Source organism: Nakamurella sp. A5-74, from assembly GCF_040438885.1.
Taxonomy (GTDB): Bacteria; Actinomycetota; Actinomycetes; order Mycobacteriales; family Nakamurellaceae; genus Nakamurella.
In genome coordinates this window covers 1,314,688-1,338,918 of the sequence record NZ_CP159218.1, presented here as the reverse complement: position 1 = coordinate 1,338,918, position 24,231 = coordinate 1,314,688, and the positions used below count along the sequence as shown (strand labels likewise).

Genomic DNA, 24,231 nt, shown 5'->3' with positions numbered 1-24,231 from the left:
GCCAAGGGCCGCAGAGTCCTCAGAAGTGATCGAGATCACCTCTGGCTCAGCGCGAACACTTGGAACACGGGACGCGGCCCGCCATATGGCCGACGTCGTGCACCCATGCTCGCCCCGCCGGGGCGATTCGTCAAGCGCCCGCGCTGATCTTGGGGACAACTCGGGTCACCGCAGGTCCCGACGTCAGTCGTGGGCGATCACCGAGAGGATGTTGCCACCGGGATCGGTGAACCAGGCGATCAGTGGACCTCCCTGCCGGTTGACTCCCTTCTCGTCCACGAAGTCGTACTTCTCGAACGACACTCCCCGATCGGTGAGCTCATCCACGGCGGCCTCCACATCGTCGACGACGAAGTTGAGGACCGTGAAGGTGGCCGGGACATGGCCCTGCTTCGGGTAGATCAGGGTGTCGCGGCCGCCGGCCGTGTGCAGCGTCAGCATCCCGTTCGCCTCGGTCACCGAGAGCCCCAGCGTCTCCGCGTAGAACGCACGAGCGGCGGGGATGTCGTCGGTGGAGAACCCGCTGAAGGCCCTGCAGTTCTCGAGCATGTGAGTCTCCTGTCGTCAGCGGCCGCGCGGCCGCCGTTCGTCCCCGGATCATCCATCGCATCTCCGACGGACACCACCTCCGCCGGTTGCGCTCTCGCCCCCTGACACGCGGGCGTAGGTTCGCACCCATGACGGCAACGATGCCCGTACCGCTCGACAGCCTGCTGGCGGCCCTGGGCCCGGAGGTGGTGAGCGTCCATCCCGGCACCCTGGAAGCGCACCGCCACGACTGGACCAACGACCCGGGTGCCGGCGTTCCGATCGCGGTCGTGAAGGCCCGGACGGTGCTCGACGTCCAGCAGGCGGTTCGCTGGGCAGCGGCCGCGGGGGTCCCGATCGTGCCGCGCGGGACCGGGACCGGGCTCTCCGGCGGCGCGCAAGCTGTCGACGGCTGCCTGGTGATCTCGCTGGCCGCGATGACGAAGATCGAGATCGACCCGGCCACCCGGACCGCGATCGTCGAACCGGGCGCCATCAACGCCGACATCAAACGTGCGTCCGCCGCGCACGGACTCTGGTACCCGCCGGACCCGTCCAGTTTCGAGATGTGCTCGATCGGCGGCAACCTCGCCACCAACGCCGGCGGGCTGTGCTGCGTCAAGTACGGCGTCACCTCCGACTACGTGCTGGGGATGGATGTCGTACTCGCCGACGGCACGCTCATCGAGCTCGGCGGTCACCGGATCAAGGACACTGCGGGCTTCTCGCTCACCAAGCTGTTCGTCGGCAGCGAGGGGCTGCTCGGCATCACCACCAGGGCGATCCTGCGGCTGCTCCCTGCGCAACCGCCGGCCGCGACCTTCGTGGCGAGCTTCCCGGACGTCCGCAGTGCTGCCGAGGCCGTCGTCGCGATCGGCGGCATCTGTCGCCCGTCGATGCTCGAGCTGATGGACAACTACTCGATCAACGCCGTGGAGGACCTGATCCGGATGGGCCTCGACCGGGAGGCCGGAGCATTGCTGATCGGCCAGTCCGACGCGCCGGGACCGGCTCGCACCCTGGAGATCGAGCAGATGCAGCAGGCCTGCGACCGCGCCGGCGCGAAGGAGTGCGTGGTGACCGACGACCCGGAGGAGGGGCAGATGTTCCTGCATGCCCGTCGCAACGCCTTCCAGGCCCTGGAGCCCCGCGGCACCCTGCTCTTCGAGGACGTCGGGGTGCCGATCCCGCTGCTTCCGGAGCTGTGCACGGGGATCGAGGCGATCGCGGCCAGGTGGGAGACGGAGATCGCGGTGGTCGCCCATGCCGGTGACGGCAACACCCACCCGCTCATCGTGCACGACGGCAGCGATCCGGACTCGGTGCGCAGGGCCCGCGGCGCCTTCGACGACGTGATGGCCCTGGCTCTCTCGCTCGGCGGGACGATCACCGGCGAGCACGGGGTCGGCCGGCTCAAGAAGGCGGCTCTACCGGCGCAGCTCGGACCGGACGTGATGGCGCTGACGCGCAGGATCAAGGACGCCCTCGACCCGCAGGGGATCCTCAACCCGGGCGCGATGCTCTGATCGACGTGCTGCAGGTCAGCGGCCGCGGCCGGCGCGGTCGGACATCTTCTGGTCGGCACCGGCAACCAGGGCGCCCAACCCCAACGCCTTGACGATCTTCGGCAACGGCAACAGCGCGGCGGCGTGCGCGACCAGTGCCTGGATCCCGACCCACGATGCGGCACCGAGAGCCAGGTTGCCGTACTTCTCGACCGGGGCAGGGACGTTGTCCTTCTCGTCGAAGGACAGCACCCGGTACTCGGCACGGTCCTTCTCCCCCAGCTGCGAGGACGCCAGATAGCCGCCCGCGACCACGGCGCTGCGGACGAAGCGGGACACCTTCCCCTTGCCCGGCACGAGCATCGCCGCCGCGGTCGAGCCTCCCCGTACCAGGGCGGTGGTACCGATCTTGGGCTGCTGTGGGTTCGTCATCCGCTGATCCTCTGCATCGTCATCACCGCGTGGACGTTCTGGCGCCGCCGTGTGCGGACGACCATCTCCTGACCCCGAGTGTCACCAACGATCGCCACCCGAGCAACAGCACCGCCAGCGCGATGCCGCTGACCAGCACGAACGACCAGGCGAGCTGATGGCTGGTGAGTGAGACCCTGACCGCCTGGCCGCCGATCCAGGCGCAGGCCCAGATCAACCAACCGGACGGGAACACGGCAGGTGCCCGCCAGATCCTGGCCAGGATCCAACCCACCGCTGCCGCCAGCACGAAGGGCCAGGCGACCGCGAACACCCCGAGGAACGACCAGCCCTCCTCATGACTCCCCCGCCCGACGGCAGCGAACACCAGCAGGCAGACCAGGTCGACGACAACCACCACGGCAGGGCGCACACCCGTCACGCTACCCACCCGTGCTGGATACGCCGCGAGGGCGGGCTCCCGTGGGAACCCGCCCTCGCAGGGTGCTGCTCATGCTGGTGACACCTGTCCGACCGGCGGACGGATCGCTCCGTCAGGTGCCGGTGGACAGCCGCATCACTTGACCGAAGCGGTGGCGCCGGCGTCGACGAGCTTCTGCTTGCCGGCCTCGGCGGCCTCCTTGGTGACCTTCTCCAGGATCGCCTTCGGAGCACCGTCGACGAGGTCCTTGGCTTCCTTCAGGCCGAGGCCCGAAACGAGCTCGCGGACGGCCTTGATGACCTGGACCTTCTTCTCGCCGGCAGCCTCGAGGATGACGTCGAACTCGTCCTGCTCCTCAGCGGCCTCGACCGGGGCGCCGGGGCCTGCGGGGCCGGCAGCGGCAACGGGAGCCGCGGCGGTGACGCCGAAGGTCTCCTCGAACTGCTTCACGAACTCCGAGAGCTCGATGAGGGTGAGCTCCTTGAAGGCCTCGAGCAACTCTTCGCTGGTCAACTTCGCCATGATGGTGTTCCTTTCGCGTACTACTTGCCCCGCTCACGCCGGGCAGGTCTGGTGGGTGGATTCCGGTCTGATCACAGGCCGGGTGGTACCGGGGGATCAGGCCTCGACAGGAGTCTCGGTCTGCTCGCCGGCGTCCGCTGATGCCTCGACGGGCGCATCGGCAGTGACATCGGCGGATGCCTCGGCGGGAGCGTCGGCAGCTGCCTCGGCACCGCCTTCGGCGGCCTTCTTCTCCTGCAGGGCGGCGGCAAGCCGCGCAACCTGCGAGGGAAGCTGGTTGAACATGACGGCGGCCTTCGTCAGCGTCGCCTTCATCGCGCCGGCCAGCTTGGCCAGCAGGACGTCGCGGGACTCGAGATCAGCCAGCTTGGTGACGTCGGAGGTGTTGAGGACCTTTCCGTCCATCAACCCACCCTTGATCACCAGCAGGTTGTTCGTCTTCGCGAAGTCCCGCAGTGCCTTGGCGGCGTCGACCGGTTCACCGTTGATGAACGCAATCGCAGTCGGTCCGATGAACAGCTCTTCCAGACCTTCGACGCCGGCTTCGGCGGCTGCCCGGCGGACCAGGGTGTTCTTGGCGACGGTGTACGTGACATCCGCGCCCAGATCGCGTCGGAGCTTCGTCATCTCGGCCATCTTGAGACCGCGGTACTCGGTGACGACCGTGGCCGTCGAGTTGCGGAACTTCTCCGTGATCTCGGCGACGGTGTTGACCTTGGCGGTAGTTGCCATCTGCACGCCTCCTCTCTTGAACGACTCGGGGTGATGACGGTGGATCCGGGCCCGAGAAGCCCTGGATCACCGACCACCGATTCGCCTCGAGTGAGGTCCGGACAGACAAGACGCCCCGGCGCAGGGCGCACGGGGCGTGGAGATCGAGCCGCGAACGGCCCTCGTCCTACCTCGTCCTCCTGCGTGGGCCACTCGCTGTGCGAGCCTTCGCCGTGTCGTGGGGAACGGGGCCGGGTCGCCCGGGGGCGATCAGATCCGATTCCGCGCAGCACGGAGCCGACGGTCTTCGGTGGAACAAGACCAACGGTACCCACGCGCGGTCGGTTCACCAAATCGCGGCCGGTCGGGGGGCGCTCAGCGCATGACGCCCAGCCGCAGGCCGCCGATCGGGAAGCCCGGGAACACCTGCCCGACCTGCGAGGCCGTCAGCCCCAGCCGCTTGCCCACGACCTCACCCAGCACCGTGCGGTAGTCGTTGGTGCCGGGTACGTCGCCGTGGTCGAGCACCGACGGACCCAGCCCTGCCCAGCGACCTCGGACGCCTCCCCGGACACCGCCACCCATCACCAGCGCCACGCCGCCGTGACCGTGGTCGGCGCCCGCATTGTCGTTCTGCTCCATCCGTCGACCGAACTCGCTCATCACGACGACCGTGGTGGTGTCGGCCTTGGCTCCCAGGTCGCGGAAGAACACCGAGAGGCCGTCGGCGACGGACTTCAGCAACGTGGGCATGTCCCCGATCAGGTCGGTGTGCATGTCCCACCCACCGACGTCGATGGATCCGACCCGGACACCGATGTTCGCGCTGATCATGGTGGCCAGCGTCCGCAGGTCACCTGCAAAGGAGTTCGCCGGATAGACCGGCCGGCGATTCGCCTCGATGTCGGCCTTCTCCCTGGCGGCCAGCGCGCTCGCCGTGACGGAGGCACCCAGGGCGATGGATGCCTGCAGCCCGGTGGGGCCGCCCACCCCGGTGTAGAGCGACCGCAGCGCCGCGATCGTGGCTGCCGGCTGGTCGGTGTCCAGCGACATCTCCGACAGGTCGGGCACCACCACAGCGTTGTTCGAGCCGACCAGCGATCGCGGAAGTCGCGACGAGCTCGCGACCGCACGGAACGTCGTCCCCGCTCCGGACTGCTGCAGCACCCTGTCCAGCCAGCCGGTGCCGGTACCGGTCTCGCCGCTGCCGCCGCGCTCGAGGCAGTCCTGGGCCTGGAAGTGACTGCGGGAGACGTCCGGTGTCGAGACGGCGGGGATCGCGGCGAACCGGCCGGCCGCGATCAGCGGCTTCAGCGCGGCCAGCGACGGATGCAGGCCGAATCCGGCCAGCCCGCCGGTCAGCGTCAGCAGCTTCGAGGTAGGGGACAGCAGCCGACTGCGCTTGCCCGCCAACACGTTCAGGCCGGTCGCGGCCGAGGCCGGCTGCAGCACGGACAGTCCATCCATGCCGCCGCGCAGGAACACCACGATCAGCGTGCCGGGGATGGCCGCCGCGTTCGCCGCGAACGAGACCCTGGAGGTGACGAGCTGGGAAGCGATCGACGCGACGCCGACCGCCGCTCCGCCCTGGATCAACCGACGCCGGGTGAAACCCTTGGACCACTGTTGATCTCGGTTCTGGGCGTCGATCTCGACCGCGGCGCCGAGCGCCCGCACGGCCGCATCCCGCGGGGTCGGCCCCAGCCGTCGCCAGTCCGGGCAGTCGGGATGCAGGCTGGCCAGCACGCCGTCCGGCGCCGCCGGTGCGATCGGATCGGTCATCGGATCATCCATTCGGGTCCGTCGAGGACGAAGGCGGCCATCGTCCCGGAGAGCCAGTTGGCCCACTCCGGCATCGTCGAGCTGAGGGTGATGGTGTCGTCCAGTTCGAGGACGGTTCGCAGGTACCGGAACAACGCCATCCGGTGGGTGCCGGTGAGCCGCCGTCCCAGGACACCGAGCGCGATGTCGTCCAACCAGACCGCGTAGCGACGACCGGCGGTCGGGTACTTCGCGGACAGCGCCTGGCTGGGCTTCAGTTGCCACCAGCCGTTGGCCAACGCCCGGTGCAGGTTCCACCGCGAGATCATGCCGCTGGCGGACTGCCAGGCCGCGGTCACGTCGGGGTAGCCGTTCGGTGGCTGCCAGGACAGCGGCTGATGGTTGAGCTGGCTCAACCACCAACTGAGGGTCCCCAGCCCGTCCCGCAGGGTGGCGAGGTCGGTACCGGCCGGCAGGTCCAGCGCGCGTGCCGAGCCGATGACGTCCTCCAGCGGGCGGCGGGGCTTCTGCCGCCGCGAGCTCCAGAACTCGGTCGAGGAGAAGATCGCCCGCAGCACCGCAGTGATGCTGGTGCCGGAGGTGCGGTAGACGTTCGCCAGTCGTTCGACGAAGGCGGCGGACGGGTTGTCGGTGACGAACCGGACAGCCAGCGCCCTGGACACCCGCTTCGCGGTGCCCAGGTGCCGGGCCAGGTAGTTCAGGTAGGCATCCCCCGCCTCCAGGCCACCGGCCGCGGTGCTGTTCGCGTGCCGGAAGCTCATGATCTTGATCGGACCGGTCCAGTGCCACTCGGGGCGGTACCGGAACGTCCCGGGCAGCGGGTCGCCGCCCCAGTCGAAGTTCATGCTCCGCCCGGACATCACGTAGGCGCTGTGTCGGACGTCGGCCTCGGTGTAGCCGCTGCCGACACCCACCGTGTGCAGCTCGAGCAGCTCACGGCCGTAGTTCTCGTTGACGCTCTCCTTGTTCGACCAGACGTTGTCCAGGTAGGAGAGCATCGCCGGGTGTCGCCCGGCGGCGACCAGCATGTCGCTGTACCGGCCGAACGCATGTCGGCGGATCACCGTGGTCTGGAAGTCGCCCGCGGAGTCCCAGGCCTTCTCCCCCGGGGTGGTGACGTTGAGCAGGTTCGACATGACGTCGACGACGATCTCGTAGAGCTGGCGGTTGCTGAACAGCTGCAGCCCTGCCGTCGCGGCGCTGGTCTGCCAGGCGGCATCCCACGAGTACTGGTCGATCGCCGCCCGGGTCGCCGTGATCGGCAGCCATGCCAACGGCATCGCCTGGCCGACCTTCACCGCATCGGCGCCGGCCGGTGTCGCCGGGTTCAACTGGTGATCGATCCAGCCGTTGAAACCCAGCCTGTCGACCAGCGCGAAATCGGCGGGTCGCGGTCCGAACGTGGTGCGGTACAGCAGGTGCCTGGTCCACTCCGGGCTCTTCGCCGGGACTGCGGAGGCAGTGGTTCCGGTGCCGTTCAGACCAGGCTGAAGACCCCGGGCCGGCGATCGCAGGACGGTCGCCAGCGCGGCTTCCGGCGAAGCTGCAGTCACGCCGGGCGCGAGCACCGGTTCGTCGGCCGCGAAGCTCGCATCGCCATCGGGGTAGGGCGCGACGACCTGCGGGCGGACGGCCGCAAGACGTCCGGTGAGTGCGGTCCGCACGGCGTCGGACGCTGCAGAGGACGTCCCAGCGGACTCGGCCACCGCGGTGCGGAGCGTCTCGCTCCTCCGCCGGGCGGCAGCGGTGTCGACGACCGGTACTCGGGCGACGGGCGGCGCCGGATCCGGCGCGGTCGGCGATTGCGGGCCGCGCACGCGGGAGTTCGTCATCGTTCCACCTGACCTGCGGATCGGTGCCGACGATCGGGCCGCTGTAGGGACCCGCCGCTGTCACACCTTCGGGTGATGCAGATGACGTATCTGACCACAGTCGGGGGAAGCCGTCCACGCTCATCGGGGCGGCAGCGCCGACGCTGCCCCACACCGGCTGCGGCCGGCAACACGAACGGTGGCAGCGGAGGCGGACACGCTCGACCGAACGGGTTGGGGGCGGCGATCACCCATCAATCACCCGGCGTGATGACGGCGCCGGGATCTACGCGCAGCAATGACAGCGCCGGCCGGTGCCCCGGAGGCATGGAAATCACGCCGTCCCGAGCGGCCGTACCCATCAGCCGGTGTAGACGGTGCTCGCAGCGGGTGCCTCGATCTGCACGTCGGTGTTGTAGTCGGTCATGTCCATCGTGAGCTCGACGGTCGTTCCCATCGCTCCCACCTCGACCACTGCGCGGCGCATCAGGGAGTCGCCGTCGACGAAGAACGTCGCTTCCGTGGAGTCGGCGGTCATCCCGCCGGTGCCGGTGTCGGTGATCTTCTTCGGGTCAAGGACCACCCGGTACTGCGTGGTCTGCACGCCGTCGATCTCCTTCGACCCACCCTTCTCGACGGACTTCGCGGCCGAGGCGAACCGGATCATGCTCGAGATGTTGTTGGTGGAGACACTGCCCATCGAGGTCGACAGCTGCTTGATGGTTGCGTTCGACGAGTTCGGATCCGCGTAGATCCAGGCCTTGCCCTTCGCCTCCGGCACCGCCTGGAGCAGGGTGCTGCCGCCGATGTAGACCTTGGTTCCGATCATCAGCACCTTCACCTCGATCGACTGCGAACCAGCCTCGACCTTGATGTTCGCCTCGGAGTTGACCGCCTGTCCGTTCGAGACGGTGCCCTGCATCGTGCCGGCCATGCTGCCGGCCGAGCCCATGTCCATCGAGATCGTGCCGCGGTAGGACGACACGCCCCCCATGCCACGGGCGATCATCGCAATGAACTCCTCGACCGCGGAATCGCCGTTCGGATCCTGCCCATCCGTCGTCGGTCCGGTGGAACTCGGGGCCGGGTCGCTGCGCGACGGGTCAGGGCCCGGCGCGCTCGACGGATCAGGTGCCGGCGGCACCTCGGATCCGGACGTCTGCACCACCGACGGAGCCGACGGTACGAGGCCAGTGCTCGAGGTGGCGCCGGCGGGAGCACCGCCTGCCGGAGCTCCCGCGATCTGTGATCCGCAGCCGGTCAACACGAGAGCAGCAGCGATGCCGGCGGCGATCAACGGGCGTGAGGTCCTGATCATCGGGGAAATCCCTTCGGGCGGAGCTGGCTGGCGGAGGTCTCGACCATCGGACGGGAGCCATGACCCACCGGTTCCGTGGACCCACCCGCACCCCGGGACGCGCCTCGCCCCGGACCGCTGGGCGGTCCGGGGCGAGAAGGATCGTACAGGTGCGCTCTTCGTCGGAGCGTCAGCTCTCAGCGAGCTCGCTGGTGGCCGTCAGCAGGTTGCGGGTGACCGACGGATCGACCGGGATGCCGGGACCCATCGTGGTGGAGAAGAAGATCTTCTTCACGTACCGACCCTTGGACGAGGCCGGCTTGCCCCGCAGGATCTCGTCCAGCACGGCCCCGTAGTTCTCGATCAGCTTCTCGGTGTCGAAGGACGCCTTGCCGATCACCAGGTGCAGGTTCGCTGCCTTGTCGACACGGAAGTTGATCTTTCCGCCCTTGATGTCGCTGACCGCCTTGGTGACATCGGCGGTGACCGTTCCGGTCTTCGGGTTCGGCATCAGGCCGCGCGGCCCCAGAACGCGCGCGATCCGGCCGACCTTGGCCATCTGGTCAGGGGTCGCGATGGCGGCATCGAAGTCGAGCCAGCCACCCTGGATCTTCGCGATCAGGTCGTCGCTGCCGACGACGTCAGCGCCGGCCGCCTCGGCCTCGGTGGCCTTGTCGCCGACGGCGAAGACGATGACGCGGGCGGTCTTGCCGGTGCCGTGCGGCAGGTTGACCGTGCCGCGGACCATCTGGTCCGCCTTGCGCGGATCGACGCCGAGCACCATGGCCACCTCGACGGTGCCGTCGAGCTTGCTGCTGGTCGATGTCTTCTTGGCCAGGCCGGCGGCCTCGAGCGGGGTGTACAGGTGGTCGCGGTCGACCTGCTCGGCCGCGGCCCGGTAGGCCTTGCTGTGCTTCATGGAGAGCTCCTTGATCGTGATGCTGTGGAGGTTGTGGTGCGGGCGAAGCTGCCCTCCCACGGTGCTGCGCGGCAGGTGCCGGCAGCGGGATCGATCACCTGCCGCTGACGGTGATCCCCATCGAACGCGCGGTACCGGCGATGATCTTCGCGGCGGCGTCGACGTCGTTGGCGTTCAGGTCGACCTGCTTGAGGGTGGCGATCTCGCGCACCTGGTCCATGGTCACGTTGGCGACCTTGGTGGTGTGCGGGGTGCCCGAACCCTTCTCGACACCAGCGGCCTTGAGCAGCAGGCGGGCGGCCGGCGGCGTCTTCAGCTTGAAGTCGAACGAGCGGTCTTCGTACACGGAGATCTCGACAGGCACGACGTCGCCGCGCTGGGCTTCGGTCGCCGCGTTGTAGGCCTTGCAGAACTCCATGATGTTGACGCCGTGCTGACCCAGCGCGGGGCCGACCGGCGGTGCCGGGTTGGCCATTCCGGCCTTGATCTGCAGCTTGATGATCGCTGAGAGCTTCTTCTTCTTCGGGGGCATGACTTTCTTTCTGGGGCTAGTGCTCCGGCCATCTGTCGGAGCGCGGATGAAACGGGTCGGCGAACCGCTCAGATCTTGGCGACCTGCGCGAACGAGAGCTCGACGGGAGTCTCGCGACCGAAGATCGACACCAGCACCTTCAGCTTCTGACCGTGCGCGTCGACCTCGTTGATGGTCGCCGGCAGCGTTGCGAACGGACCGTCCATGACGGTGACCGACTCGCCCACCGAGTAGTCCACCTCGGTGCGGGACGACTCACCGGTGGAGCCCGGCGCATTCGTCTCGGAGGACTTCTTGGGTGCGGCCGGGGCGAGGATCTTGACGACCTCGTCAACGCTCAACGGCGAGGGCCGCTGGGCGGTGGCACCGACGAAGCCGGTGACCCCCGGGGTGTTGCGGACGGCGCTCCAGGAAGCGTCCGTCAGTTCCATCCGGACCAGGATGTAGCCCGGGTAGACCTTGCGCTGGACCAGCTTCTTCTGGCCGTTCTTGATCTCGGTGACCTCTTCGGTCGGGACCTCGATCTGGAAGATGAACTCCTCCATGTCCAGCGAGCGGATCCGGGTCTCGAGGTTGGCCTTGACCTTGTTCTCGTACCCGGCGTAGCTGTGCACGACGTACCAGTGGCCGTCGGCGGCGCGCAGGCTCTCCCGCAGCGCGACTATCGGATCGACGTCCTGTTCCGGCTCGGCCTCACCGGCGGCTTCGGCCGCCGCGAGGTCCGTGCTCGCAACGTCGGCGCCGGAATCCCCGGTCGACGCGTCGACGGTCGCGGTTTCGTCAGCGGTCTCGTCGGTGTCCTCGGCGACCGTCTCGACGGCCTCGACTGCCTGCTCGTCGGTGAGCGCTGCGCCGGTGAACTCGGTCGCGGCATCCTCAGCGGTGCTCAGGGTCGCATTGTTCTCGGCTGGGCTCGACACGTGTGCTCTCTCTTCTCTGTGTTCAGGGGACCGGGGTCTGTCAGACCGTCGGTCGGCGATCGCCCGCTGGTGCAGGCCTGCCTGGGATCAGCCGCCGCCGAAGACGGCGAGCACCCCGCGGGCGAACAGCGCGTCCAGACCGAAGACGAGCGCCGTCATGAAGACCACGAACACCAGCACGACGGTCGTGTAGGTGATGAGCTGCTTGCGGTGCGGCCAGATGACCTTGCGCAGTTCCGCGACGACCTCTCGCAGGAAGCGGCCCAGACGCTGGAAGACATTGGCCTGCTTCTCGCCCCGATCGCTGTCACGCGCGAGGGTGGCCCGACCCTTCTTGTCCGTGACACCGGAGCGCACCGCGGAGCGCCGTGCGGCCGCGCGTGCCGAACCGGCCGCTGCGCCGACCGCGACGAGTTCGCCGTCCGCGTCAACAGTGAGCTCCTCGTCATCGGTGAGCTCCTCGTCAACGGTGAGCTCCTCGTCGGCCGTGGCGTCCGCGTCGACGGAATCGTCGACCGGGAGGTCTGCGTCGACGGGGTCGCCCTCCGCGTCTACCTCCATGGGATGGGAGCCGGCAGTGGTGCCGACGGTCTCGGACGAGGGGGTCGCGTCGGCGCCGGCATCCCTGGTGGACAGGTCGTCCTCGGGGGTGCCGCCGACGTCGTCGTGCTCGTTGCTCACGCCTACCTCGTCCTCACCGTTCATCTCACTCGCCGGCCCACTGCGGGAACCCGACGTCTGCTGCGACCGCTTCGATCCGGGCACCCGCGACGTGTTCGGCACGTCCGGGCCCGCGGAGCAGGGGCGACAGGACTTGAACCTGCAACCTGCGGTTTTGGAGACCGCTGCTCTGCCAGTTGAGCTACGCCCCTCTGACCTGCCGTGATCCGGGGCGAGTCGTTGCCGCTGCGCCGGAAGCCGATCATGAGACCGGGATGTGCGACAGCCATCGGGCTGACCTACCGACACACGCTCGCACGCGGGTTCGGACGATCGGCGGGCAGGCTCCAGCACACCCCAGATGAGTCAAGTGTAGGCCACCCGAGCCGGTGGCACCCAATCGAGCGCAGGGCCGCCCGGGAATTTAACTGCCGGTCGAACGACCTCACCGTGGGAGCGGTGCGGACTCCGCGCTCACCGGTTGCGCGGTGAGCTCCGCACCTCGCGTCTCGCGCACCATCGACACCCCGATGAACGAGATCACCGCCAACACCATGATGTACAACGCGATCGAGCCGGACCAGCCGGTGCCGCCCAACAGCGCTTCGGAGATGAGCGGCGCGAATGCTCCGCCGAGGATGGCGCCGAGGGCGTACCCGATGGAGACCCCCGAGTAGCGCACCTGCACGGGGAACATCTCCGCGTAGAGCGCTGACATCGGTCCGTAGGAGAGCCCGAGTCCGATAGTCAGCAGGAAGATCGCCACCCCGTAGAGCACGATGTTGCGGGTGTCGATCAGCAGGAACAGCGGGATCATCCAGACGAAGATCAGCGCATAGCCGATCTGGAAGGTGCGGATCCGGCCGATCCGGTCGGACAGCGCTCCCCCGTACAGCGTGAAGATCAGCCAGCCGACCGCGGCGACGGCGGTCGTCAGCAGGACCGGGGACGCAGGCATGCCCAATGTCTTGATGGCGTAGGTGGAGAAGAAGGCGATCACCAGGTAGCCGGCGGCGTTGTTGCCGATGAAGATGACGGCGGTCAGCACGACCTGGCGGGTGTGGCCGCGGAACAGCTCGCGCAGCGGCGCACTGGATTCCCGCCGGCGCTCGGCGAGCTCCTCGAACAGCGGACTCTCGGCCACCGAGCGCCGGATCAGGTAGCCGACGGCGATGAGCAGCACGGAGACCAGGAACGGCACCCGCCAGCCCCAACTGATCCACTGCGCGGGGGTGAGGTTGGTCCGCAGCAGGAAGATCATCAGGGTGGCCAGGATCATCCCGACCGGCACGCCGATCTGCGGGTACGCGCCCCACAGTCCGCGCTTGCTGCGAGGTGCGTGCTCCACTGCGAGCAGTGCTGCGCCGCCCCATTCGCCACCGGCCGAGAACCCCTGCAGGACGCGCAGCAGCACCAGCAGGATCGGCGCCCACACCCCGATCACCGCGTAGGTGGGCAGCACCCCGATCAGGAACGTCGCGGTGCCCATCATGAGGAGCGTCAGCACGAGCATCTTCTTGCGGCCGAGCCGGTCGCCGAGGTGGCCCGCGATGATCGCGCCGAGCGGACGGAACAGGAAGCTGATGCCGATGGTCGCCCACGAGGCCAGCTGACCGAAGCCGGCCGGCTTGAAGAACAGATCGGCGAAGATCAGGCCGGCTGCCTGGGCGAAGATGAAGAAGTCGTACCACTCGATGGTCGTACCGACCATCGTCCCCATCAGCACCCGGCGGTCCTGCCGGCTGAGCGGCGTCTCAGGTTCGGTGTGTGGCGGGCGCGGCGGCGTTCCGGGTCGAGCTGACATGTGGTCTCCCAGGTCTGTGCACGGTCGTCGTTGAGCTGCAGCAGAACGGCATTACCGACGGTTCGGTCGGTTATTGCTGATTGCGGACGCTACCCGAGATCGACGGGTTCGTCATTCCTGGTTGCCTGCAGCAATCGATCGACAGGCGGCAGACCGGCAGGTCAGCGGCAACGGACGACGGCGCGGGCCTTGCCCAGCACCGTCTTTCCGTCGAAGGTCGCGGTGATGTCGATCCGTGCGGTTCGCGCGTCGGCATCCAGCGCTCCGACCATGGCGGAGATCTCGAGCTCGGCGCCATCGGGGTCGGCGACGACGACGGGCCGGGTGAACCGGACGCCGTACTCCAGCACGTCAGCGGGATCGCCCGTCCACCGGGTGACGACCGTGACGGCCTGCGCCATGGTCAGCATGCCGTGGGCGATGACGTCCGGAAGACCCACCGCGGTGGCGACGCGGGCGTTCCAGTGGATCGGGTTGAAATCGCCGGACGCGCCGGCGTACCTGACCAGGGCTGCTCGGTCGAGATGGACGGAGACCGCAGGCAGGACCTCACCGATCGTCAGCTGGCCCAGGACGATGCTCATGCTGGCCGGCTCACGAGGGTGGAGAAGGCTGTCGAGACTTCGGCGCCGTCGGCGGCGGTGACCTCGGTGCGCAGCGAGATGATGTCGTTGCCGGCGGCGACCCGGATCGCGTCGATGTGCACGGTCCGCAGCAGCGTGTCGCCTGCGACGATCGGCCGGTGGTGCACGAATCGCTGTTCGCCGTGCACGACGCGGGAGAAATCAAGACCCAGCGCCGGGTCGAACAGCACCGCATCCTGGGCAGCGGCGATCACAGCGATGGTGAAGGTGACCGGAGCGACGAGGTCGGAGTGGCCGGCAGCGCGCGCAGCATCCACGTCGTGGCAGACGAGCGCGTGCTCGCCGACCGCTGCGGCGAACTCACGCAGCTTCTCCCGACCCACCAGGTACGGCTCATCGAGCGGGAACGCCCGCCCGATGAACGCGGCATCCATCGCCATCTCGATCAGAGCGAGATCAGCGGGTTTCCTTGTGCGTCTTGTGGGTTCCGCAGTTGCTGCAGAACTTCTTGATCTCGAGACGATCGGGATCGTTGCGACGGTTCTTGCGGGTGATGTAGTTGCGGTGCTTGCAGTCCTCGCACGCGAGCGTGATCTTCGGACGGACGTCGGTGGCGGCCACGGTGTGGAGCCTCTTTCTTCTGCGACGGGCCGCGCGGTGAGGCGCAGCCCTGGGGGTGGAACCGAGGGTGTTACCGGACACCGCCCGAAGGCGGCGTGGTAGCGGTGGCCGGACTTGAACCGGCGACACAGCGATTATGAGCCGCTTGCTCTACCAACTGAGCTACACCGCCCCGGCCGGGTCGGGTGCTGCCATCCGCTCCCGACACAGAACAACGGCCGCGTGCCTGCACTGGGCTGGCACGCGGCCGGTCGTCCGAGCCCCTTTACGGAATCGAACCGTAGACCTTCTCCTTACCATGGAGATGCTCTACCGACTGAGCTAAAGGGGCGTTCCCCAGCACTTGCCTGGGGCCTCGGCAACAATACAGGACACTCATCGACGAGTTGAAATCCGCTGATCCGCCGGGGTGCTGGGCCGATCGGCCGCTCCTGGGGCCGGAGCCGAGCAGCACAACCGGACAGCGCGCCCCGACGACAACGGCGGACCTCCACCGAAGTGGAGATCCGCCGTTGTCGGTACACGTGGCAGGTGAGAGATTCGAACTCCCGTAGGCAATGCCGGCTGATTTACAGTCAGCTCCCTTTGGCCACTCGGGCAACCTGCCGTGCGCGGACAGCCTACAACGTGCCGGGCTCCGGCTCCCAATCCTCGCAACCCGCTGCGGCCGGACCTGCCGACGGGGTGGGGACAGCGGCGCCGGACCCGGCAAGATGGGCAACGGCAAGATCAACGGCGAACACTCGAGTACCAGCAGAGAGGGAGTGAGCACTGTGGCTGATCCGTCATTCGACGTGGTGTCCAAGGTCGACCACCAGGAGGCCGACAACGCCCTGAACCAGGCGGCCAAGGAGCTGTCCCAGCGCTTCGACTTCCGTGGCACGGATTCGACCATCGTGTGGGCCGGCGAGAGCGGCGTCGTGATCCAGGCATCGACCGAAGAGCGGTGCAAGGCGGCGATCGACGTCTTCAAGGAGAAGCTGATCAAGCGCGGCATCTCGATGAAGTCACTCGAGATCGGCGAGCCGCTGCCGTCCGGGAAGATCCACAAGGTCTCCGGGACCCTGGTCGACGGGATCTCCAGCGAGAACGCGAAGAAGATCGCCAAGCTGATCCGGGACGAGGGCCCCAAGGGTGTGCAGGCCCAGATCCAGGGCGATCAGCTCCGCGTCTCCGGCAAGAAGAAGGACGACCTGCAGGCGGTCATGACGCTGCTGCGCGGCGCCGATCTGGACGTGGCTCTGCAGTTCACCAACTACCGCTGAACTGCCGCTCAGGAGGTCTCGTTCGGCTCGAGCCGGGCCGGACAGTGCCTCGCTGACCGACGTTCCGGAGACCGACTGTGCCCGGCCGCACCGCCATCGCTGCGGCGCCGGCAATCCTGGACCACTGCTTCACGGTGGACCCCCCTCGACGAGTCGCGTCGGCGCTGCGGGCCGACGTCCGCCCCATCGTGGGTCAACCGCGCGGACGCCGCCACCCGAGCGGCGCGGCATCACGCGCCTCCCGCGCTCCGCTCAGGAGCGCAGTTCCAAGGTGCAGCACTTGATCCCGCCGCCGGCCTTGCGGAACTCAGAGACGTCGACCGGTACCGGGATGTATCCGACGGCCGCAAGATCCTGTTGGAAGGTGACCGCCTGCTCGGCGACCACGACGTGCAGACCGTCGCTGGTGGCGTTCAACCCGAACCACTGTGCGTCCGCCAGGGTCGCGATCACGGCATCGGGATACATCCGCCGCAGCACCGCCTGCGACGCGTCGCTGAAGGCCTCCGGCAGGTAGGCGATCCGGTCGTCGGCCAGCACGGCCAGCGCGGTGTCGAGGTGGTAGAAGTACGGGCTGGTCAGCTCGAGCGCCACGACCTCGACGCCGAGAGCGGTCGCGAGCTCGTCGTGCGCCCGCGGATCGGTGCGGAACCCACTGGCGGCCAACAACTTCGAGCCGGTCCAGAGGTAGTCACCCTCCCCCTCGTTGACGAACTCGGGGACGACGACCGACTGGAACTGGCTGCGGAACCACTCCGTGTAGGGAGCTTCCTCCCCCTGACGCTCCGGCCGCAGGAAGCGAGCGGCGACGGCCACGCCCCCGATCACCGTGCCGGCGTTGGCCGCGAACACCATGTCGGGCAGGCCCGGTTCGCCTTCGATGACGTCCACCCGGTGACCCAGCGAGAGGTAGGCCTGCCGCAGGTTCTCCCACTGCCGCAACGCGAGCTCCCGATCAACGCCGACGTCGGAGTGCATCCAGGCGTTGATCTCGTAGGTGACGTCGAACTGGCTGGGACGGCACATCAGGTACCGCCGGGGCCGGGCGATCCGCTGCTGGGTACCGCTGTCGGAGGTCTCGGTCATGGCGGGGGTCTGCGAGTGCACGGCGGTCGTCATGAGAGCAACGATAGGATCGAGCTCGGTGGAACGACAAGCCGGTCATCGCCAGCATGGAGGGCAGTTCGTTGCGTATCGACTCGATCGACAGTCATATCATTTCGTGCTTGGTGGATGATGCCCGCAGTTCCTTCCGCGAGATCGGTGTCACCGTCGGCCTGTCCGCCCCGGCCGTCAAGCGACGGGTGGACAGGCTGCGCGCCGAAGGGGTCATCACCGGGTTCACCACCCAGGTCGATCCCGCCATGCTGGGCTGGAACGCGCAGGCCTTCGTCGAGGTCACCTACCGCGGCAACGTCAGCCCTGCACGGATCAACCAACTGCTGACGCCGATCCCCGAAGTCGTTGCGGCCTATACGGTCTCCGGATCGTCTGACGTGATGGTCCACCTGCGCGCGGCCTCCATGGAACATTTCGAACACGCCCTCGAACGGCTGCGCGCCGCGGCCGGCGTGGAACGCACCGAATCGACCATCGTGCTGTCGACCCTGCTCGACCGCCCGGCATCGACGCTCGCGTCGACCGACTGACACCTCGCCGGGATCGGCTCTGCCGACCTGCTGCACGGCTAGGCTGGTCAGCAGAGTCGATGGCGCACCCAGCCGCGCCGACGGCAGTCGAGGAGGAGTCCGATGGGACTGTTCGACGCGCTCCGCGGACGCGACCGCGAGGTGGCCGCCGATCCGCGCGGCGCCGAGGCCGGCGCCGAGCAGATCGATTTCCGCCCGCGCAGTGACGGAAGCTACCGCAGCACCTCCGGTGCGCTGCAGTTCGCCGGTCGGACCGTCCGGGAGACCGACACCGACGGGCTGACCAGGAGCGGCGAGTTCACCCCGGCCGGGCGGTTCCTGCTCTCGGCGCCCCTGGAACCGTCGGTGGTCGTCACGGTCGTGAGCATCGGCGACGACTCGTTCACCGCGCGCCGCACCGCGGTCGCCGACCGCAGGGTCGAGACGCTCGACTACCGCTTCGCACCGTCCGGGTCCTGACCGACCGCTGTCGGCGGGGCCGCGCCGGCAATCGGCGGGTGCGCTTCGAGGAACCGCAGCAAGTCGAGACCTGCGGGGTGCTGCCGGCCTCCCTACCAGCGATCTCAGCGTTTCTCTCCGAGTCGCTCGTTGGCCTTCCTGCGATGTGCTGACAACAACTTCCCACTCGACTTTTCGAGGCCCGGCGTCGTCACTCAGACGTATCGCCATCTGGCGCTGCGCATGGCCAGGAGCCCCCCTGCAACTGCCCACGCTGCCAGGATCAGCATCGTCAGCGGGAACTCCCACGACCCGCCCCGCTCGGCCGCGGCCAGTGGTTCCGGAAGGAATGCGGCTCGCATCCCACGTGCCAGCCAGGTCAGGGGCAGTGTCTGGGCGAGGAGCTGTAGCCACGTGGGCAGTGCGCTGAAAATGAAGAACACTCCGCAGATGAACTGCATTGCCAGCGTGAGGGCGGGCACGACCGTCGTTGCGCCCTTCGGGTTCGGCAGGGCCCAACCGATCGCCACCCCACATGTCGTCCCAGCCGAACACCCCAGGAAGTAGATCGCCGCGAAGCGTCCCCACGACAGGGGACCGGCGACGTCGAAGAAGATGCGCGCCGTGAGCAGTAGCAGGACGATCTGTGCCAGGGAAGAGACGAGAACGAGTGCGACCTTGCCCGCCACGAAGGCCGATGCGGGCATCGGCGTGGTCTGCAACCGCTTGAGCCCTCCGGTGGCCCGGTCGGCCGCTACGGACAAAGTTGTGGCCTGGAAGCTCGTCAGTAGGATTGCAGCAGCCGCGAGTCCGGGCAGCATGTAGGTGTCGTGGTCGACGGTTTGGCCGCCGAGGGTGAGCGTTCCGGTCATGGTGACGCCGTAGAGCGCATAGATGAGGATGGGCAGCCCGAACGTGAAGATCACGGCGTCGCGCTGCCGGAAGAACTGCTTCACCTCCAAGCGGGCGCGGCCTGCGTACGGAGCCAACCTGCTGGATGCTGTTTGTTGCGCGGCGGTCATGGCGACACCTTCGTTTCGATGAGGGAGAGATACACGTCCTCGAGCGTGGGGCGTGTGATGGTGAGCCCGGCGACCTGTCGTCCGCGGGATTGGAGGGCTGCGACGTGCTGCTCCGGCTGGGGGGTTCGGACCGAGTGGGCACCGTCGCCGTCGGTCCAGCTGACCGCGCTCTCTCGTCCGAACCGCTCCCCCAGCTCGTGCGTCGTCCCCTGTGCGATCAGGCGCCCTCTGAGCAGGACGCCCACGCGGTCGCTGAGTCGTTCTGCCTCCTCCATGTAGTGCGTGGTCAGAAGCACCGTCGTCCCCTGGTCTCGCATCTCGAGCACCAGGCTCCAGAAGTCCCGTCGAGCGGCGGGATCGAACCCGGTGGTGGGCTCGTCCAAGAAGACCAGATCAGGCGATCCCACGAGCGCCAGCGCCACGTCCAACCTCCTGCGCTGGCCACCGGACAGGACGCCCACTCGCGAGCGACTGGCTTCTGCCAGGCCGACCGAGGCCAGCACGTCGTCAACCGCGCGGGGTCTGCTGTAGTAGATGCGGTGGTGGGCGACGGCCTCGTACACCGAGAGATCTGATGCGTCGGACGACTCCTGCAGAACCACCCCGATGCGATCGCGCCAGCTGGCGTGCGCACCCCAGGGGATGTCGCCCAGCACTGACACCTGGCCTGAGTCCGGGCGGCGAAGACCTTCGAGGATCTCGACGGTGGTTGTCTTCCCCGCCCCGTTGGGTCCGAGCAGCGCGTAGACCTCCCCGCGCTTCACTTCGAGGTCGAGCTCGTGGAGGACAGGTCGGCCGTCGTACGACTTGGAGACCCCCCTCATCGAGATCGCGGCCGTGGGTTCTTTCGATGCCATCTTCCTCAACTCCTTCGTTGTGTGCAGCTACCTGATCGGTCGTGTTCCGTCTTGCGTCCGAATTCACCCGCCATCGCGCGAGTCAGACCGTCACCGCATCTCGTGAGGCGACGGGCTCGGGGGCCATGGCCCTCCAGGCGATCGCCGCTCCCAGCACTCCGAGCAGCGCGATCCCCAGGAGCACCGAGAGCCAGGCGCTACCGCCCTCGTCCAACACGATGCTGGAGTCGTACAGCGCAGGAGTCCGCGCCGTTGCGACGAGCGCACAGGTGACGGCCACCGCCGCACCCATCCGCTGAGCAGTGTTGAGGACGCCGGAGACAGCTCCACGCAGGTGAGCAGGAGCCGCAGCCAACGCCGTCATCGTGGCGCCGGCGAAGACTGCTGGCAGGCCGAGGCCGAAGACGATCGACGGCACGAACAGCCAAGCGAAGTGGATACGCCCGGAGGCGATCATCAGGGCCAGCGCTGCCAGTCCGACCGACATGAGCACGAGTCCGCCCGTGAAACACACCCGAGGACCCCACGCGCGAAGTGCTCGCACCAACAGCGTCCGGGCAGTTACGGCGTTGACGGCCGCGATAGGTAGCAGCAGGAGTCCGGTCGCCATCGGCGAGTACCCGGCTCCGTTCTGCAGCACTAGGGCCAGGACCACGAAAGCGGGGACGTGCGTGGCTCCGACGATGAGACTCCCCACCACGCCGGCCGCGACGCGTCGATCGCGCAACGCCTCGAGCGGCAGAACGGGGTGAGGATGTGACATCTGGTTTCGCCTCAGGACCGCTCCTCCCAGCAGCCCGAGGCAGACGCATTCCAGCGTCACGACCGCGGTGCCCTCGAAAGCCGCGGACGCTGCCAGGACGACCGAGCAGACCACGCTCGACGCCGCGACCATGCCTGGCACATTGAGGGAGGCCAGGGTGGCCTGGCCCGTGCGCTCAGGGTCTGCGGGCAACCACCGGCGCGTCAGCGACAGAGCCACCGCGACGATGGGCACGTTGATCCAGAAGACCCAGGGCCATCCGAGTTGATCGGTCAGCACACCACCGAGGGTGGTCCCGAGACCCGCGCCCAGGGCGGCCATGGTGCTCCACACCGAGATGGCGTGTCGGTACTCCTCCTCCGTGGTGAAGAGGCGGGCTATCAGGGCCATCTCCGCCGGCAGCAGCATCGCGGCTCCGACACCTTGCAGCACCCTCGCGGCGACGATCGTCGTGCTGTCGCCGGCAAACCCGGCCATCGCACTGCCGGCACCGAAGACGACGAGTCCGAACTCGAACATCCGGCGCGCCCCCAGTGCGTCGACCATCCGTCCTGTTGCCAGCTGAAGGCCCCCGAATGAGACCTGGTATCCGTTCACGACCCAGGCCAGCGCCACCGGCCCCAGAGCCAACGCAGCACCAAGGGAGGGCAGCGTCACGTTGAGTATCGACACCTCGAGGAAGACCAGGAGCTCGACCGTGACCAGCAGCCACAACGTTCGGTTCCTACTATCGAAAGTCATAGTCAGACTTTAGATGCTTTGTGGAGTAGCGTCAATGCCATGGACACCACCGTTTCCTCGGATGGTCGGCACAAGCGCGGTCGCAGGAGTCGATCCCTGATCACCGCTGCCGCCTCAAAGCTCTTCCTGGAGCGAGGCTTCGCCGCCACCACGGTGTCCGCGATCGCGGAGGAGGCTGGTCTCAGCGAGCCCACCGTCTACTACGCCTTCGGCTCGAAGGAGGCGGTGCTGGTCCGAGCTCTCGACATCGCCATCGCTGGCGACGAGGAGGAGGTCGCGACGTTGGATCGCGAGTGGACGTCTGTCGTGATCTCAGAACCGGACGCCGCTCATCAGGTCCAGCTCATGGTGGCGGGCGCGGGCGACATCCTGATCCGCGCCGCACCGCTGCTGCGCGTTCTGCAGAACTCCTCGGGTCTCAGCCAAGAACTCGCCGCGACGTGGAGTGAGAACGGGCATCAGCGCCGAGAGGTCCAATCGCGATTCGTAACAGCCCTCGCTGAGAAGGGCCCACTCGCCTCGGGCACATCGTCCGAGCAGGCCACTGACCTCTGCACCATGTACCTCGGTCCGGAGGTCTACTCAGCTCTCGTGCACGACCTGGGCTGGAGCCACGACGCCTGGGCCACCTTCGTGACATCTGCGCTGCAGCGGTGCCTGCTGCCCGATTGATGGCCCGACCCTCTCGCGGAAGTGGGTGCATGAGTCGTACCTAGCCGACGCTGGTGGCGTCGCGCTCCTCGACGGCCGCGCTGCCGTGGCCCGACTGGCGAAGGAGTGCGGCAGTGTGGGCAGCGTCGTAGTCCGCAGCTACGCCGTCCGCGAGGATGGCGTGGCTCGGGATGTTCCGAGTTCGTAGGGCCTTGATGGCGGAGTAGGCCGCGGACTCGTACCACGCGCTTGCGGTGGCGATGTCGGGGAACTCGATGAGCACCAGGACTCCAGGCCATGTGCCCTCGAGGATCTCGATCAGGCCGCCGTGCACCAGGAAGCGTCCGCCGAACGGGTCGAGAGTGGCTTGGACGCGATCCATGTAGAGCAGGATCTCGTCGGGCATGTTCGCCGGCGGGTGGGTGAGGTGCGCGACGGCGTAGGCGGTCATGACCGGGTCCGCTGTGTCAGGGCGGCGGCCTGCCAGGCGGCGAAGCCCGCGACAAGCACTCCCTGCCCGATGATCCACGCCGTTCCGACAGCGCTCGGGGACCCCCAACCGAGGACGCCCATCAGCACGCTGTCCATGGCCCAGGCCGCATTAATGCCGATGACGATCCACACGGCGGCTCGGGAAGGTAGGGGCCGTCGAACCAGAGCAGCGACCACCAGCCCGAAGGCCATGAGGAATGTGCCGGCCCAGCGCAGGAGCACGGTGTTCAGATTGAGCAGTTCATCCAGCACATCGGCGCCGACCAAGTAGGCGATACCATTCAGGGCAGTGATGGTGGCGTCGACGGCGAGTGCGAGTCGCACAGAGCGCCACGGGGCCGTGGTGAGATTCCTGTCGGAGGCTGCGATGTTGGAGGTTGTCATGACCTGAACCCTCCGACAGGGCGGGCGGGTTGTCGATGACCTCCCAGGTCATCAACGAGCAGTCAGCTGGGAGCCCATCGCCGTGGCACAGGTGACGAGCCCGCTCAGGAACCTGCGCGAGCCAACCAGCGTCGAGTCGCAGTGTCGGCTGGGAGGAACGTCTCGATGGCGAGCTCGCTGGCTGCGACGTCCAGCGGGGTGCCGAACGTGGCCACTGTGCTGAAGAAGCTGAGGGTCTCCTCTTCCACGCGCAGTTGCATCGGCAACGCGAACGTACCGCTGTCCGGGCCGACATGACTTGGGTGCGGGAACGCCTCCACCTCGTCGAGCAGCCCGTCCAAGGACGCACTCGACGAAACCGCAGCATGCTGGCGCACCTGCCGGATCAGGTGCGAGCGCCACGGCCCCAGATTCCCCAGATGACGAGCCAGGCCCCGGGGGTGCAACGTCACGCGGACCACGTTGACCGGAGGATCCAACAAGTCAGGATCGACCAGTGCGGCCAAGATACGATCGACCGCGGCATTGGTGGCAACCACGTCGAACTCCGCGTCCAACACCAGCGCCGGGTTCGGCAAGTGTCCCTCCAGTATCCCGTCGAGCAGATCCAACAGTGCGGCTCGGGCCTGGTGATCGATGCGGGCATCGGGATAGGCGGGTGCAAGGCCTGCACCGAGCAGCATCTGGTTGGTCTCACGCAACGGAACCTCCATCGCACCGGCCAGCCGCAGCACCATCTCCCGGCTCGGGGTGGACCGACCGGTCTCGATGTAGGAGAGATGTCGCGTCGAGGTGCCCGTCAATTCGGACAGTTCGAGCTGGGACAGGCGGCGCCGCTGGCGCCACTGACGGATGAGCGGGCCGGAGAGCTCGACAGTTGTGGTCACTGCATCACGCTAGGACCGAACCAGTCACCTTGA

General features: G+C 67.8%; 28 protein-coding genes and 4 tRNA genes. 5 read left to right on the top strand and 27 right to left on the bottom strand.

All coding sequences use genetic code 11. The features are described from left to right. Nucleotides 1–183: 183 nt before the first annotated feature. Nucleotides 184–549 carry a VOC family protein gene (locus tag ABLG96_RS06125; protein WP_353650497.1) on the bottom strand — a complete coding sequence of 122 codons (366 nt, stop codon included), beginning with the start codon at nt 547–549 and terminating at the stop codon, nt 184–186. Between the two features lie 128 nt (nt 550–677). Here ABLG96_RS06125 and ABLG96_RS06120 point away from each other — a divergent pair, with 128 nt between their 5' ends. Next, nucleotides 678–2,054, top strand: coding sequence for an FAD-linked oxidase C-terminal domain-containing protein (locus tag ABLG96_RS06120; RefSeq protein ID WP_353650496.1), 1,377 nt, complete (start codon nt 678–680; stop codon nt 2,052–2,054). A gap of 15 nt (nt 2,055–2,069) precedes the next feature. Here ABLG96_RS06120 and ABLG96_RS06115 read toward each other — a convergent pair whose 3' ends face one another. From ABLG96_RS06115 to ABLG96_RS06025, 19 genes are all read right to left on the bottom strand, one after another. After that, nucleotides 2,070–2,465, bottom strand: a complete 396-nt coding sequence (locus ABLG96_RS06115; protein WP_353650495.1) for a hypothetical protein — start codon at nt 2,463–2,465, stop codon at nt 2,070–2,072. A 22-nt stretch (nt 2,466–2,487) separates the two neighbouring features. Continuing rightward, entirely contained in the window at nt 2,488–2,877 is a 390-nt protein-coding gene (locus ABLG96_RS06110) for a DUF3054 domain-containing protein (protein ID WP_353650494.1), read from the bottom strand. Between the two features lie 144 nt (nt 2,878–3,021). After that, nucleotides 3,022–3,408: a 50S ribosomal protein L7/L12 gene (gene rplL / locus ABLG96_RS06105; RefSeq protein ID WP_353650493.1), complete on the bottom strand. Its 387-nt coding sequence runs from the start codon at nt 3,406–3,408 to the stop codon at nt 3,022–3,024. 96 nt (nt 3,409–3,504) lie between these two features. Then, on the bottom strand, nt 3,505–4,140 hold the full coding sequence (rplJ, locus tag ABLG96_RS06100; RefSeq protein WP_353650492.1) for a 50S ribosomal protein L10: 636 nt from the start codon (nt 4,138–4,140) through the stop codon (nt 3,505–3,507). Between the two features lie 354 nt (nt 4,141–4,494). Beyond that, complete coding sequence (locus ABLG96_RS06095) at nt 4,495–5,901, bottom strand: DUF1501 domain-containing protein (protein WP_353650491.1); 1,407 nt, start codon at nt 5,899–5,901, stop codon at nt 4,495–4,497. Beyond that, nucleotides 5,898–7,733 (bottom strand): DUF1800 family protein, encoded by a 1,836-nt coding sequence (locus ABLG96_RS06090; RefSeq protein ID WP_353650490.1) that lies wholly within the window; start codon nt 7,731–7,733, stop codon nt 5,898–5,900. Before ABLG96_RS06090 ends, ABLG96_RS06095 begins: the two co-directional genes overlap by 4 nt. Nucleotides 7,734–8,073: 340 nt before the next feature. Beyond that, a complete protein-coding gene (locus tag ABLG96_RS06085) occupies nt 8,074–9,030 on the bottom strand; it encodes a hypothetical protein (RefSeq protein WP_353650489.1) in 957 nt (318 codons plus the stop codon). Nucleotides 9,031–9,199: 169 nt separating this feature from the next. Next, entirely contained in the window at nt 9,200–9,928 is a 729-nt protein-coding gene (gene rplA, locus ABLG96_RS06080; protein ID WP_353650488.1) for a 50S ribosomal protein L1, read from the bottom strand. A 94-nt stretch (nt 9,929–10,022) separates the two neighbouring features. Further along, a complete protein-coding gene (gene rplK / locus ABLG96_RS06075) occupies nt 10,023–10,460 on the bottom strand; it encodes a 50S ribosomal protein L11 (RefSeq protein WP_353650487.1) in 438 nt (145 codons plus the stop codon). Between the two features lie 68 nt (nt 10,461–10,528). Continuing rightward, a complete protein-coding gene (nusG, locus tag ABLG96_RS06070; RefSeq protein ID WP_353650486.1) occupies nt 10,529–11,380 on the bottom strand; it encodes a transcription termination/antitermination protein NusG in 852 nt (283 codons plus the stop codon). Between the two features lie 87 nt (nt 11,381–11,467). Continuing rightward, a complete protein-coding gene (gene secE / locus ABLG96_RS06065; protein ID WP_353650485.1) occupies nt 11,468–12,061 on the bottom strand; it encodes a preprotein translocase subunit SecE in 594 nt (197 codons plus the stop codon). A 118-nt stretch (nt 12,062–12,179) separates the two neighbouring features. Further along, nucleotides 12,180–12,252 (bottom strand) — tRNA-Trp (locus tag ABLG96_RS06060). A gap of 233 nt (nt 12,253–12,485) precedes the next feature. Further along, nucleotides 12,486–13,844 (bottom strand): MFS transporter, encoded by a 1,359-nt coding sequence (locus ABLG96_RS06055; protein ID WP_353650484.1) that lies wholly within the window; start codon nt 13,842–13,844, stop codon nt 12,486–12,488. A gap of 161 nt (nt 13,845–14,005) precedes the next feature. Further along, entirely contained in the window at nt 14,006–14,428 is a 423-nt protein-coding gene (locus ABLG96_RS06050; protein WP_353650483.1) for a MaoC/PaaZ C-terminal domain-containing protein, read from the bottom strand. Next, nucleotides 14,425–14,868 carry a MaoC family dehydratase N-terminal domain-containing protein gene (locus ABLG96_RS06045; protein ID WP_353650482.1) on the bottom strand — a complete coding sequence of 148 codons (444 nt, stop codon included), beginning with the start codon at nt 14,866–14,868 and terminating at the stop codon, nt 14,425–14,427. The genes ABLG96_RS06050 and ABLG96_RS06045 overlap by 4 nt, the downstream gene beginning before the upstream one ends. Nucleotides 14,869–14,884: 16 nt before the next feature. Beyond that, nucleotides 14,885–15,049: a 50S ribosomal protein L33 gene (gene rpmG, locus ABLG96_RS06040; protein WP_353650481.1), complete on the bottom strand. Its 165-nt coding sequence runs from the start codon at nt 15,047–15,049 to the stop codon at nt 14,885–14,887. Between the two features lie 96 nt (nt 15,050–15,145). Further along, nucleotides 15,146–15,221: transfer RNA gene (locus ABLG96_RS06035), tRNA-Met, on the bottom strand. A gap of 86 nt (nt 15,222–15,307) precedes the next feature. Then, a tRNA-Thr gene (locus ABLG96_RS06030) sits at nt 15,308–15,380 on the bottom strand. A gap of 194 nt (nt 15,381–15,574) precedes the next feature. Then, nucleotides 15,575–15,656, bottom strand: a tRNA-Tyr gene (locus tag ABLG96_RS06025). A 166-nt stretch (nt 15,657–15,822) separates the two neighbouring features. Between ABLG96_RS06025 and ABLG96_RS06020 the strand changes: the two genes are divergently transcribed. Then, nucleotides 15,823–16,314: a YajQ family cyclic di-GMP-binding protein gene (locus ABLG96_RS06020; RefSeq protein WP_353650480.1), complete on the top strand. Its 492-nt coding sequence runs from the start codon at nt 15,823–15,825 to the stop codon at nt 16,312–16,314. Between the two features lie 252 nt (nt 16,315–16,566). Here ABLG96_RS06020 and ddaH read toward each other — a convergent pair whose 3' ends face one another. Further along, the gene (ddaH, locus tag ABLG96_RS06015) at nt 16,567–17,400 is read right to left on the bottom strand and encodes a dimethylargininase (RefSeq protein WP_353651397.1); all 834 of its coding nucleotides are present in this window, start codon (nt 17,398–17,400) and stop codon (nt 16,567–16,569) included. Between the two features lie 107 nt (nt 17,401–17,507). On the opposite strand from ddaH, the gene ABLG96_RS06010 reads away from it, so the two are divergent. Beyond that, a complete protein-coding gene (locus ABLG96_RS06010) occupies nt 17,508–17,963 on the top strand; it encodes an Lrp/AsnC family transcriptional regulator (RefSeq protein WP_353651396.1) in 456 nt (151 codons plus the stop codon). 102 nt (nt 17,964–18,065) lie between these two features. Next, entirely contained in the window at nt 18,066–18,422 is a 357-nt protein-coding gene (locus ABLG96_RS06005) for a hypothetical protein (RefSeq protein WP_353650479.1), read from the top strand. Nucleotides 18,423–18,616: 194 nt separating this feature from the next. Here the strand turns inward: ABLG96_RS06005 and ABLG96_RS06000 are convergent, their stop codons facing one another. The 3 genes from ABLG96_RS06000 to ABLG96_RS05990 form a co-directional block, all read right to left on the bottom strand. After that, nucleotides 18,617–19,423, bottom strand: coding sequence for an ABC transporter permease (locus ABLG96_RS06000; RefSeq protein WP_353650478.1), 807 nt, complete (start codon nt 19,421–19,423; stop codon nt 18,617–18,619). Further along, on the bottom strand, nt 19,420–20,280 hold the full coding sequence (locus ABLG96_RS05995) for an ABC transporter ATP-binding protein (protein WP_353650477.1): 861 nt from the start codon (nt 20,278–20,280) through the stop codon (nt 19,420–19,422). The genes ABLG96_RS06000 and ABLG96_RS05995 overlap by 4 nt, the downstream gene beginning before the upstream one ends. Before the next feature lie 82 nt (nt 20,281–20,362). Beyond that, nucleotides 20,363–21,784, bottom strand: a complete 1,422-nt coding sequence (locus ABLG96_RS05990) for an MFS transporter (protein WP_353650476.1) — start codon at nt 21,782–21,784, stop codon at nt 20,363–20,365. Nucleotides 21,785–21,823: 39 nt separating this feature from the next. On the opposite strand from ABLG96_RS05990, the gene ABLG96_RS05985 reads away from it, so the two are divergent. After that, entirely contained in the window at nt 21,824–22,456 is a 633-nt protein-coding gene (locus ABLG96_RS05985) for a helix-turn-helix domain-containing protein (protein WP_353650475.1), read from the top strand. A 40-nt stretch (nt 22,457–22,496) separates the two neighbouring features. On the opposite strand, the gene ABLG96_RS05980 is transcribed toward ABLG96_RS05985, so the two are convergent. From ABLG96_RS05980 to ABLG96_RS05970, 3 genes are all read right to left on the bottom strand, one after another. Continuing rightward, a complete protein-coding gene (locus ABLG96_RS05980) occupies nt 22,497–22,886 on the bottom strand; it encodes a DUF1330 domain-containing protein (RefSeq protein WP_353650474.1) in 390 nt (129 codons plus the stop codon). Further along, nucleotides 22,883–23,311, bottom strand: coding sequence for a hypothetical protein (locus ABLG96_RS05975; protein ID WP_353650473.1), 429 nt, complete (start codon nt 23,309–23,311; stop codon nt 22,883–22,885). The genes ABLG96_RS05980 and ABLG96_RS05975 overlap by 4 nt, the downstream gene beginning before the upstream one ends. A 104-nt stretch (nt 23,312–23,415) precedes the next feature. Continuing rightward, nucleotides 23,416–24,198 carry a helix-turn-helix transcriptional regulator gene (locus tag ABLG96_RS05970; RefSeq protein WP_353650472.1) on the bottom strand — a complete coding sequence of 261 codons (783 nt, stop codon included), beginning with the start codon at nt 24,196–24,198 and terminating at the stop codon, nt 23,416–23,418. Nucleotides 24,199–24,231: the final 33 nt, after the last annotated feature.